The following is a 12,326-nucleotide window of genomic DNA, read 5'->3' on the forward strand; positions in this document are numbered from 1 at the left end:
ACTTACCTTAAGAGGTTTTAAAGCAGCAGTTTGAAGCCTTAGCTTTTAAAACTTATATAACAACGATGATTTCATCATATTTAGGATAATGATTATGACTACCAAAGCCGCTCCTAACCGTGTACCTAATTTTTCAGCGGGACCCGCCACTATACCGACCGCAGTGCTAGAGCGTGCGCAAAGTGAGCTACTTGATTGGCAAGGGCGCGGTATGTCAGTCATGGAAGTGAGCCACCGTAGCAAAGAGTACATCGCAATTACCGAAAAAGCCGAAGCTAAATTGCGCTCATTGATGGACATTCCAGACAATTATAAAGTGCTGTTTTTGCAAGGTGGTGCAAGCTTACAATTTTCAGCGATACCATTGAACTTATTAAATGGTGGGCGCGGTGACTACCTGACTACGGGTGCATGGTCAGGTAAAGCCATCAAAGAAGCGAAGCGTTATGCCAATCTAGGTCTTGGTAAGATTAATCTAGTGGCAACTGGTAAAGACAGTAACTTTACTGATGTGCCAGCCCAAAGCGATTGGAATATAAGCGAAGATGCGGCTTATTTTCATTACTGCGCCAATGAGACTATTCATGGTTTGCAAATATTTGAGCCACCACAAGTTGATGCACCTCTAATTGCTGATATGTCATCTTCTATCTTGTCACAGCCAATCGATGTCTCTAAGTTTGGGATGATATATGCTGGTGCGCAAAAAAACATTGGTCCAGCAGGATTAATCATTGTGATTATTCGTGAAGACTTATTGGGACAGGCGAGTGAGTGGTGCCCGCTACTAATGAACTACGAGCATCAAGCTGAAAAAGAATCCATGTCAAACACGCCAGCGACGTATTCTTGGTACTTGGCAGGGTTGGTATTTGATTGGTTAGAAGAGCAAGGCGGCGTTGCTGCTATCGGCAAAATTAATCAGCAAAAAGCAGATTTGCTCTACAAAACGATTGATGACAGCAACTTCTATAGTAATCCAGTTGATCCTAAGTATCGCTCTATCATGAATGTGCCGTTTACTTTAGCAGACAGCAGCCTTGATAAAGTATTTTTAGAAGAGTCAGAGGCAGCAGGTTTGATGCATTTAAAAGGTCACCGCGATGTAGGCGGCATGCGTGCCAGTATCTATAATGCGGTGTCACTAGACTGGGTGCAGAAATTGGTTGACTTTATGATCGCGTTTGAAAAAAAGCACGCTTAAGTTAGCATAAGCTTTAGAACAAAGGACGCAGCTTTTATGAGTTGCGTCTTTTTTTATCAAAAGTCAACCTTATTTTTGGATGAGTAGGGCGTTATACCGTAACCGTAACACTGCAAACCATTAGGCTAAAAAACCTAAATTTGTTATGATGAAATTTTGCAGCAATTATGAGAGCTTATGTTGCGCCGTATGTTCTTTTAATTGTCATTTAAGCTGCAATGAATTTTCAGTCATTAAGTAAATTCTGCATAAATCCATTTGGTTTGGTAGAGGGGTTTGTTATAACTTTATTATGATAAAAAATACCATGCTAAAAACTGTCCTGTTAGTGGCAATTGTGAGTTGGATACCAGCCAGTATCGCAGTTCCAATCACCACGACTGCGCTTGGTCATAATAGTACCACTGAGTATATTGATGCGCCCTTTATGCCCTATGCCAATCCAAATGCACCGACAGGGGGTACATTATCGCTTGATGCGCGTGGCACCTTTAATGCTGCCAACAAATGGATGACAACTGGTGTGGCAATGATTGGCACCGATTATCTATATGATACCTTGATGACTGGCTCACTAAATGAAGCTTTTACCATGTATCCGCAGCTGGCAAGCAAGGTGACTTACGACCCTGATGACACCAGCTGGATTATCTATCATATTAACCCTGCCGCACGCTTTTGGGATGGGTCTCCTGTGACCAGTAGCGATGTCAAAGCTACTTATGACGCGATACTAAACAAAGGGCCGATGTATATCCGCAGTTATTTAGGCGATATTAAAGCCATTGAAATTATCGATAAGCAACAAGTAAAGTTTGTCTTTGCCTCAGATAATAATAAAGAGATTTTATTAACAGTCGGGCAGTTTCCTATTTTTGCCAAATCCTCTATTGATGCTAACTTTGAAAAAATCAGCTTAACGCCATTGATGGGCAGCGGTCCTTATAAGTTAGGTCGTGTCGATGCGGGGCGCGCGGTTAGTTATATACGTGATCCCAATTATTGGGGTCGTGATTTGATGGTTAATCGCGGTCGTTATAACTTTGATATGATTAAGTTTGTGTATTATCAAAGCGATGAGATTGCCTTTGAGGGTTTTAAATCTGGGCAATATCGCTTCCGCCCTGAAAACAAAGCCTCTAATTGGGCAACGGGTTACAATTTCCCAGCCGTCAAAGCAGGTATGATTAATAAAGAAACCATAAGTAGTGAAAACCCAGTACCGATGCAGGGTCTAGTGATGAATGTGCGTCGGCCACTTTTTCAAGATATTCGCGTTCGCCAAGCATTGACGGCTGCTTATGATTTTGAGTGGATGAATAAAACCTTGTTTCATGGGCAGTATGAACGCTTGCAAAGCTTCTTTCATGGCTCTGAGCTTGCCGCTACTGGTACGCCATCTGCTGCTGAGATGCAGGTGCTAACACCTTTGTTATCTAAGCTTGAACCAATACAGCGTCAAGCCGTATTAGCAAAGTGGCAACTGCCGACTAGTGATGGTAGCGGCTTTAATCGCAAAGCGTTATTAAAGGCGCGGCAGCTGTTGCTAGATGCTGGCTTTTATTATGACGATATGAAGCTATATCAACCTGATGGTAAGCTTGCTCAGATCGAAATTTTGATGACGGGCGAGACTATGGGACGTGTATTGTTGCCTTATATTCGTAATTTAAAGCGGTTAGGATTTGATGCCACCCTACGTCAAGTGGATGGTCCGCAATATTACGAGCGTGTGCGCCGTTTTGATTATGATATGGTGGTTGATGTATTCGCCCAAAGTTTATCCCCTGGTGCTGAGCAAGCGGCTTTTTGGGGTAGCGCGGCTACCGATGAGCCTGGTAATAGAAATACAATCGGTATTAAAAACCCAGTTATCGATGAGATAACAGCTGCACTTGCAAATGCTAAGAGCCGTGAAGAGATTGTTTTATATACTAAAACACTCGATCGCCTGCTACGAGCTGGTCATTATTTAGTACCTCTATATGGCAAATCTGCAACCAATGTTGCCTACTGGAATCAATATCGTCATACTGAAAAGCTGCCGACCAACGCTGTAGGCATTGATTATTGGTGGTCAGATAAAGAAGCAGAAGCACGCGTTGATAAATATTTAAGACAATAAGTAACAATTTTTTTAAAGTAACGGTCTTTAGTAGTGGACCTTTTTAAAATAACAGCAATTTAAGATATTGATAAGGTTACAAACTAAAAGTATTGGCTATCGTTATTTAACACAGACAAAGTGGTTTAGCCGTTCATGGATAACTAGTAATAGAAATAACTATTGGTAAGGATTTAATATGAGTATTCGTATTCACCCAATTAAAGCGTTCAATGATAATTATATTTGGACATTAATCAATGAAAGTAATAAACAGGCGATTGTCATTGATCCAGGTCAAGCCGAGCCGGTTGTTGCCTATCTAGAAGAGAACCAGTTAGAACTCACCTCGATTTGGACTACGCATCATCACCACGATCACATTGGCGGCGTAGCAACACTGCAAGAGTCTTATCCTATGACGCATTTGGTCGCACACAGCGAGCATACGGTAGACGAAGATCAGACTATTAAAGATGGTAGTACGGTAAGTGCGTGGGGCTGTTCTGCACAAGTATGGGATGTCTCAGGTCATACTGCCAGTCACATGGCTTATATATTAGATATCGACGGCAGTAAGCATTGCTTCTGTGGTGACACCCTGTTTAGTGCTGGTTGCGGACGCGTTTTTACTGGGACGATTGAGCAATTGCATGACAGCTTTAAGCGCTTAAATGAGCTGCCTGCTGAGACGTTACTGTATCCAGCCCACGAATATACTGCTAGCAATCTACGTTTTGGCCTATCTATTGAGCCTGACAATGAGGCGATGAAGCAAGCACTGGCGCAAGCAGAAGAAAAAACCGCCCAAGGCGTTCCAACTTTACCCGTAACCTTAGAGCATGAGCGTGCAATAAATGTGTTTTTACGGACGCAAGAGCCGAGTGTGATAACAGGCGTAAAGTCTAAAGTAAATATCGATGATGACAAATCTTTGACGGTGTTTGCAGCGTTACGTGAACTTAAAAACAACTTCTAAATGCTAAGTTGTCATATCTGTTTATTCTAGGAAACCGCCATTATGGGTCGTTATATCTTAAAAAGATTGTTACTGATATTACCGACGCTATTTTTGATATTGCTGGCGAACTTTGTGATTGTACAAGCGGCTCCTGGCGGTCCTGTAGAGCAGCAGCTAGCGCTTATCGAGCAGGGCGCAAAAGACAATGCGCTCGGTGGTAATATCGGCGCGGGCAGTGCGGGCGGTAATAACAGTACCTATCAAGGGACTCGTGGTTTATCAGAAGAAATGGTTGCAGCGATTAATGCCCAATACGGCTTTGATAAATCGGCACCTGAGCGCTTTTGGCTGATGTTAAAGAACTATGCTCAGCTGGACTTTGGTGAGTCTTTTTTTAAAGGCCAATCAGTGACCGATCTCATCATAGAGAAGCTACCAGTATCAATCTCGCTTGGGCTTTGGAGTACGTTACTGATTTATATGATAGCCATTCCACTGGGTGTTTATAAAGCCATGCATCATGGCTCGGGGATTGATAAAGCCACCGCTATGCTACTTGCCATTGGGCATGCGATACCTGTATTTGTGTTTGCAGTCATACTACTGGTGTTTTTTGCGGGTGGTAGCTACTGGAATATTTTTCCACTGCAAGGACTAACCTCTGAGAATTTCGATCAATTAAGCGCATTTGGTAAAGTGAAAGATTACTTTTGGCATCTTGCATTGCCACTGCTGGCAAGTACCGTTGGCGGTTTTGCAGGCTTAACCTATTTGACCAAGTTTAGCTTTCTAGAAGAGCTGGGTAAGCAATACGTGCTCACCGCCCGTGCGAAAGGCTTGGGTGAGCGTCAAGTTTTATACGGTCATGTTTTTCGTAATGCGATGCTGATTATTATTGCCGGTATTCCAGCGGCTATCGTTGGAATTTTCTTTGCTGGTAACTTCCTCATTGAAATCATCTTTAAGCTTGATGGTTTGGGATTGTTAGGTTTCGAAGCCATTCAGCAGCGCGATTATCCAGTGATATTTGGTACGCTATTTATCTTTACCTTGGTGGGACTGTTATTACAGTTAATCAGTGATTTAAGTTATCACTTAATTGATCCCCGTATTGATTTTGAGGGGCGTTAATGTCAAGTCATCCACTACCTTCAACACCCTCAACCGCATCTTCTATTCCACTAGAAAAAAAACGCCGTTTAAATCCTATTTGGCAGGCGCGACTTAATCGCTTTCGCCGTAATCGCCTTGGCGTGATATCGCTGTTTGTTTTTGCGCTGATATTTATCATCTGTATGGCAGCCAATGTGATTGCCAATGACAAGCCACTACTGGTGCAGTATCAAGGCGATTACTATTTTCCAGTGTTGAAAGCCTATCCTGAAACAACTTTTGGCGGGGTATTTGAGACCGAAACCAATTACAAAGACCCTGCGGTGCAAACGCTGATTAATGATCAGGGTTATTATGTGATGCCGCTGATTCCCTTTGCCGACCAGACGCCAAACGTTGAGCTGGGCATTCCATATCCGGCCGCACCCAATAGCCAGAACCGGCTGGGTACTGATGATATGGGTCGTGATGTACTAGCGCGGATACTTTATGGCATGCGGGTATCGTTATTGTTTGGTCTGGCACTGACGCTAGCAGGTGCGTTGATTGGCGTCATCGTCGGTGCGATACAAGGTTATTACGGTGGCTGGGTAGATTTGGCAGGGCAGCGTTTCATGGAAGTGTGGGGCGGTATGCCACAGCTGTTTATGATTATTATTTTGGTCAGCTTGTTTAGCCCTAGTATCACCATGCTATTTGCCATGATGCTGTTATTCGGTTGGATGGGGCTGGTTGGTCTGGTGCGGGCAGAGTTTCTGCGGGCGCGTAACTTTGATTATGTCCGTGCCGCTCGCAACCTTGGGGTGTCGGACAGTCAAATCATGCTCAGGCATATCTTGCCTAATGCGTTGGCCTCAAGCTTGTCGCAGCTGCCGTTTATCTTAACCGCCAATATTATTGCTTTAACAGCACTAGACTTCTTAGGATATGGCTTACCGCCTGGGTCACCGTCGCTGGGTGAGCTGATGGTACAGGGGAAAAATAACCTTGATGCTCCTTGGTTAGCCTTATCGGGATTTTTTAGTTTAACCTTTATTTTATCATTGCTAATTTTCGTTGGCGAAGCACTGCGTGATGCCTTTGATCCGAGGCGCTCCTGATATGACAACTGATAAGATGATAAACGCCAATATGAAAACTGCTACTGAGCAAAACAACCGTTTAAACAACAGTCATAGCAATGTACAAAACAAACTCATGCTGACAGTGAATAAGCTTAGTATTGCCACCAATGTAGGTACTGCTTTAGTCGATAAGCTATCGTATGAACTAAGACAGGGACAAACGCTAGCTATCGTTGGTGAGTCTGGCTCTGGTAAGTCGATTGCCAGTCTCGCATTATTGGGGTTGTTGCCAGACAGCTTGACCGTTACTGGTGAGGTGCAGTTAGCAGATGTAACAGGAATGGCTACATTGCCGGTCACTAATAATAGGACACGTAACGCAGCGTTACGATCTGTGCGTGGGCAGCGCATTGGGATGGTGTTTCAAGAGCCAATGACGGCGCTCAATCCGCTACACACGGTCGCTAAGCAAATTGCAGAATCTCTGCGTCTCAGCGGTGTGCCAAAAAAGCAATGGCGAGAGAAAAGCATTGCCTTGTTAGACGATGTCAATATTAGCGACCCTGCTGATAAGCTGAAACGCTATCCGCATGAGCTATCGGGTGGTCAACGTCAGCGGGTAATGATTGCCATGGCATTAGCGCAGCAGCCTGATATTTTAATCGCTGATGAGCCAACCACCGCGCTTGATGTCACCTTGCAACATGAGATTCTCGCCCTGTTAGATGATCTTAAGAGACAGCATAATATGGCGATGATATTAATCAGCCATGATCTCAATTTGGTCAGGCGCTACAGCGATGAAGTCATCGTCATGCGTCAAGGGCAGACTATTGAGCAGGGGAAAACCGCAGCGGTATTCAGTCAGCCTAAGGCAGAATATACCCGCTCGCTTATCAAACAAGACTTTGGACAAGCGCTGAATTTATTTGAGAATGAAAGTCAGCAACCAACCGTATTGCAGGTCAGCAATTTACAAGTACAGTTTCCAATTGAGAAAAGCTTGTTTGGCAGTACTAAACGTTGGTTCGATGCGGTAAAAGATGTCGATATGATCCTGCAAAAAGGGCAGGCATTAGGTATCGTTGGTGAGTCAGGCTCTGGGAAAACAACAATTGCACTTGCGTTAAGTCAGTTACTCAGCAATCAAACGCGTGTCGGTGGTCGGATACTGGTTAATGGACAGGATATTTCAGCATTGTCCAAGAGCGAGCTGCGTAAGTTCCGCTCACAGATTCAAATGGTATTTCAAGACCCCTTTGCCAGTATCAATCCTCGCATGACGGTCATGCAGATAGTCGAAGAAGGATTATTAGTACAAGGTGTTGATAAAATATCCCGCCAGCAGGCAGTGATGGAGAGTCTTGCTACCGTGCATTTGCCGTTAGAGTTTGTGCAACGTTATCCGCATGAGCTATCGGGCGGTCAGCGTCAACGGGTGGCGCTTGCACGCGCACTAATTATGCAGCCAAGTTTATTGATACTGGACGAGCCAACTTCTGCGCTTGATAGTACCACGCAAGTCACTGTGGTCAACTTGCTACGAGAGATTCAGGAAAAACTGCAAATCAGTTATATATTTATCAGCCATGATTTAAAAGTAGTACGCGCGTTATGTCAGCATATTATGGTGCTAAAAGAAGGCATGTGCATAGAGTCCGGACCTACCGAAGATATTTTTAATAATCCAAAACATCCGTATGCGAAGCAGTTATTGCAGGCAAGTATGCTATAGCCTAAGCAGTCAGAATGGAATAGCTATATGAATTTAGATAAATCGGAACACCCTACATGATTGGCAGGCTCAAAATAAAACCCATCCAAGCCCGAGATCCTAATGAGCCAAATCGACCATCAACCACGCTTGAGCTGTTGTTTGATTTAGTCTATGTCATCGCCGTTGCTGCTGCTGCAAACGGTTTTTATAATCGCTTGAATGAACATGATCTTTCAGGGTTTTTAACCTTTATCGTGGCATTTTTTATCCTGTGGAATGCATGGACCAGCTTTACTTGGTTTGCGTCAGGATATGATCCTGACGACTGGTTTTATCGCATATCAGTGATGTTTCAGATGTTTGGCTCGCTTATGATAGCAGCCAATATCCATCAGTTTTATGAGCAAGGGCTGACATGGATTGGGGTAATGGGCTATGCCATTATGCGGCTGGCGAGTTGTAGTCAGTGGTGGCGTGTCTATCGACAAGTACTAGGACATAAAAAGGTCGCTGGGCGTAGTATAGTCGGTTTATTAACCTTGCAAGCACTCTGGATAATTTGGCTGTTTCTACCCGCATCATTACAAACGCCTGCATTGTTCTTATTTATCGTAGCAGAGTTACTCATGCCTGTATGGGCACGCTCGGAGCAGTTCAACAATTGGCATCCTGGACACATTGCAGAGCGTTATGGCCTGTTGACCATTATCGTATTAGGCGAGGGTGTGGTAGGGGTTAGCAATACGATTCAATATTTTTTAGCCAATTCTTCTTCCGCTGCAAGCTCTATTATGTTTCTAGGCTCAAGCTTAGTAGCATTGGTGTTTTCTTTATGGTGGTTATATTTCATCGTCCCTTTCGATACGATCCTAAACAAAGAACGCCGTCGCCATGATTTGTTTTTATTTGGCTATGGTCATTTCTTTATCTTTGCCTCAATAGCAGGTTTAGGCAGTATGCTTAATTTGGTTACCGAGTCCGTAGCGGGCGATACCAGTGATGGCGCAAATCAAGTCATCTCACAGACGTACGCGATGGGTATGTTGATGGGCATGTTAAGTGTGTTTTTATTGACGCTAACGATACTGCGAGAGTTAATGTGCCGCAAGTCGAGTAACAATATTGTTGCGATGGTCATTGCTTTAATCATTATTGGGCTGAGTTATATTGCTGTGGCGCAAGGTTTGAATATTACTTATGGTATTTGGCTGAGTATTTTAGCGCCTGTAATGATGATTTGGTATTTTGGTCAAGATAATGAGCAATGGTTAGTTAAAGAGAGTAGTTAATAACGATTGAGAACACATCAGTTCACAATAATAGCTGTATTTTAAAAGCTACAGTGTCAAAATGAGATCAAACAGTAGTTAGCTATTATAGCTACTTACACACTTCTTAGCATTTCCGTTTAAAGGATTTTTCATGCCCACAAAAAAAACAAGTATTTCTAAGCTCATTAATACTGATGGTTTGCAGTATGCAGGTTACCTAGCGGTTGCCAAAACTCGAGCTAAGATATTAAATGCCTTCTCACATTTAATGACAATACCAAGGCCTCTATTGTTTGTAGGCGAAGAAGCGTGTAATGAGCTGTGTGACATGATTATCAATGAAGGTGGCCGCAATGTATTCATTGTCACTGATGCTGTGCTTAACAAGCTAGGTATACCAGATAAAGTTACTGATTATCTACAAAAAAATAACATTGGCTATCATGTCTATGACGGTATTACACCAGACCCTACTTTTAAAGTGATTGAAGATAGTTTACGTCAATCTGTGAATGCTAATTGTGATGCCGTATTAGCTATCGGTGGTGGTTCGGTGATTGATACGGCCAAAATGATTGCTATGTGCCAAAGCAACAACTACAAGCCAAAACAGCTCATTGGACTTTTTAAAGCCAAAAAACCTTGTATGCCACTTTATTGTATTCCTAGTACCGCGGGTACCGGCTCAGAAGCCACTATTGGTGCAGTTGTCTCAGACGATAAAACCCATCAAAAGGCGATCGCTATCGATCCAAAAATGGTGCCATTAGCAGCGGCTATTGACTCGACCATTATGCAAGGTATGCCCGCGCATATTACAGCCGATACCGGTATTGATGTCCTCACCCATGCCTTAGAGGCGTGGATGAGTATAAACGCTAGCGCTGAGACCGATTACTACGCTGCTTCTGCTGTCAAATCAGTTATGCAGTATCTACCGATAGCCTATACAAATGGGGACGATCTCAAAGCCAGAGAAGAAATGGGGATTGCAGCTCATTATGGTGGTATTGCTTTAAATAAAGCAGGTCTTGGTTATGTTCATGCCATCGCTCACCAGTTAGGGGCGTATTATAATGTTCCGCATGGTCGCGCTAATGCGATCGTGCTACCTTATGTACTTGAGCTAAACCGTAAGGCGAGTGAAAAAAGATTGGCAATATTGGCAAGAAAGACTGGTATTATAAAGAGTGGTCAAGCTGATAACGGTGATAACGATGTGGCAGACCATCTTATTGCCCAAGTGCGAGACTTGCTCGAAACAGTAGGTATCAACCCTACTGTTGAAGGTATAAAAACTAGTGATTTTGATAGTATCGCCAAAGCGGCTGCTAAAGAAGTCAGCGACACTTATGCGGTCCCTACTTATATGAAGGCACCGGAAATAAAAGATATCTTAATGAGAATTAAGACAGCGAGTGATGATCGTACCAATAAGGCTAAAAGTAGTGATAAAAGTAATGATAAAGCTGCCTAGTAGATAGAATCTTGTTAGAGAAGACGTCACTAAATTTGTATACGAGATGTTTTTAATCGGTTGAAAGTTTATCAAAAGTCCTTCATATACAGCAATATGGGAATCTTTCGGTACTGCCTATGTTTTGGTACTTCCTAAGGGTTCTATAGTTTTATAACGTTACTCTTAGGAACTTCTATGAATCGTAAATTAAAGACAAGCGCTATTATCATAAGTATGGCCGCCAGCAGTATTTTTTACGTCGGCTGTGCTTCTACTGAGAATACTGCCACCGTAAAAAACACCTCCATTGACAACCCTTATGCACCTACTGATCCAAACTTGGCAGTGGCTACGCTAGCTGGCGGTTGCTTTTGGTGCGTAGAAGCGGGTTATGAGAAAATCCCTGGCGTTGTAGAAGTGGTCTCAGGTTATGCAGGCGGCCAGACTGAAAATCCAACTTATAGCACGGTATCGGCAGGTGGTACTGGTCATACTGAAGCGGCGCAAATATATTATGATCCGACAAAGATTACCTACAATGGTATCGTTCAAGCGCTATGGCGAATTGCTGATCCTACTGATGACAAAGGTCAGTTTGTAGATAGAGGTACTCAGTATCGTCCGGCCATTTTTTATAACAATGACCAAGAAAAGCAGATAGCAGAAGCTGCTAAGCAATCATTACAAGCTTCTGGTGTTTATAACAAGCCAGTAGTGATCGAAATTGTTCCTGCTAGCAAATTTTATCCAGCAGAAGAGTATCATCAAGATTATTATAAGAAGAACCCACTACGCTATAAGGCCTATACTTTCAATTCTGGTCGCTACCAGTTTATTGAAAGCGTGTATGGTAAGAATTACCAGTTGGATTTCAGTAAGTTTAAACCTACTGCGGCCAGCGCAAAGCCAGAAATGACAAGCAAGGCTGTAAACGGCAAAACAGGCGCTGGTTTTAATCCAGAGACGTTTGTGAAGCCGACACAAGCTGAGCTTAAAAAATCACTAAGTGACATTCAATATAAAGTCACGCAAAAAGACGATACCGAGCGCGCCTTTGATAATGCCTATTGGGATAACAAAGAGCCTGGACTGTATGTAGACGTGGTGTCAGGTGAACCGTTATATTCATCTCGTGATCAATACAAGTCTGGCACAGGCTGGCCGAGCTTTACCCGTCCACTGAATGCTAGTCTGGTGGTGGAAAAAGCAGATCGAGGAATATTTGGAACTCGTACCGAGATTCGCAGTCGTTATGCAGATTCACATGTAGGTCATGTCTTTGACGATGGTCCAGCACCTACAGGTAAACGCTATTGCATGAACTCAGCAGCTATGCGCTTTATTCCGTTAGCTCAAATGGAAGAGGCCGGTTACGGCGACTTGATTGCTCAAGTAAAAGCAGTTAGTTAAGGCTGTTTGTTCAGAATTAGAAA

At 43.3% G+C, this 12,326-nt stretch carries 9 protein-coding genes; all 9 read left to right on the plus strand.

Annotated features, from left to right (window positions below; all coding sequences use genetic code 11):
* Window positions 1–94 precede the first annotated feature (94 nt).
* The 9 genes from serC to msrA all read left to right on the plus strand — a co-directional run bounded on the left by serC (window position 95) and on the right by msrA (window position 12,303).
* The gene (gene serC / locus AK823_RS06185) at window positions 95–1,204 is read left to right on the plus strand and encodes a 3-phosphoserine/phosphohydroxythreonine transaminase (RefSeq protein WP_068327349.1); all 1,110 of its coding nucleotides are present in this window, start codon (window positions 95–97) and stop codon (window positions 1,202–1,204) included.
* Between the two features lie 292 nt (window positions 1,205–1,496).
* A complete protein-coding gene (locus tag AK823_RS06190; protein ID WP_068327352.1) occupies window positions 1,497–3,329 on the plus strand; it encodes an extracellular solute-binding protein in 1,833 nt (610 codons plus the stop codon).
* A 178-nt stretch (window positions 3,330–3,507) separates the two neighbouring features.
* Window positions 3,508–4,287 carry a hydroxyacylglutathione hydrolase gene (gene gloB, locus AK823_RS06195; protein WP_068327354.1) on the plus strand — a complete coding sequence of 260 codons (780 nt, stop codon included), beginning with the start codon at window positions 3,508–3,510 and terminating at the stop codon, window positions 4,285–4,287.
* 42 nt (window positions 4,288–4,329) lie between these two features.
* The gene (yejB, locus tag AK823_RS06200) at window positions 4,330–5,400 is read left to right on the plus strand and encodes a microcin C ABC transporter permease YejB (RefSeq protein ID WP_068327356.1); all 1,071 of its coding nucleotides are present in this window, start codon (window positions 4,330–4,332) and stop codon (window positions 5,398–5,400) included.
* Entirely contained in the window at window positions 5,400–6,482 is a 1,083-nt protein-coding gene (locus AK823_RS06205; RefSeq protein WP_068327357.1) for an ABC transporter permease, read from the plus strand. The genes yejB and AK823_RS06205 overlap by 1 nt, the downstream gene beginning before the upstream one ends.
* A 1-nt stretch (window position 6,483) precedes the next feature.
* Window positions 6,484–8,181, plus strand: coding sequence for a dipeptide ABC transporter ATP-binding protein (locus AK823_RS06210; RefSeq protein ID WP_228138923.1), 1,698 nt, complete (start codon window positions 6,484–6,486; stop codon window positions 8,179–8,181).
* A 56-nt stretch (window positions 8,182–8,237) separates the two neighbouring features.
* Window positions 8,238–9,452, plus strand: coding sequence for a low temperature requirement protein A (locus tag AK823_RS06215; RefSeq protein WP_068327359.1), 1,215 nt, complete (start codon window positions 8,238–8,240; stop codon window positions 9,450–9,452).
* 133 nt (window positions 9,453–9,585) lie between these two features.
* Window positions 9,586–10,911 carry an iron-containing alcohol dehydrogenase gene (locus AK823_RS06220; RefSeq protein ID WP_068327362.1) on the plus strand — a complete coding sequence of 442 codons (1,326 nt, stop codon included), beginning with the start codon at window positions 9,586–9,588 and terminating at the stop codon, window positions 10,909–10,911.
* 177 nt (window positions 10,912–11,088) lie between these two features.
* Complete coding sequence (msrA, locus tag AK823_RS06225; protein ID WP_068327365.1) at window positions 11,089–12,303, plus strand: peptide-methionine (S)-S-oxide reductase MsrA; 1,215 nt, start codon at window positions 11,089–11,091, stop codon at window positions 12,301–12,303.
* Window positions 12,304–12,326: the final 23 nt, after the last annotated feature.

Origin of the sequence: Psychrobacter sp. P2G3 (assembly GCF_001593285.1) — a bacterium.
GTDB lineage: Bacteria > Pseudomonadota > Gammaproteobacteria > Pseudomonadales > Moraxellaceae > Psychrobacter.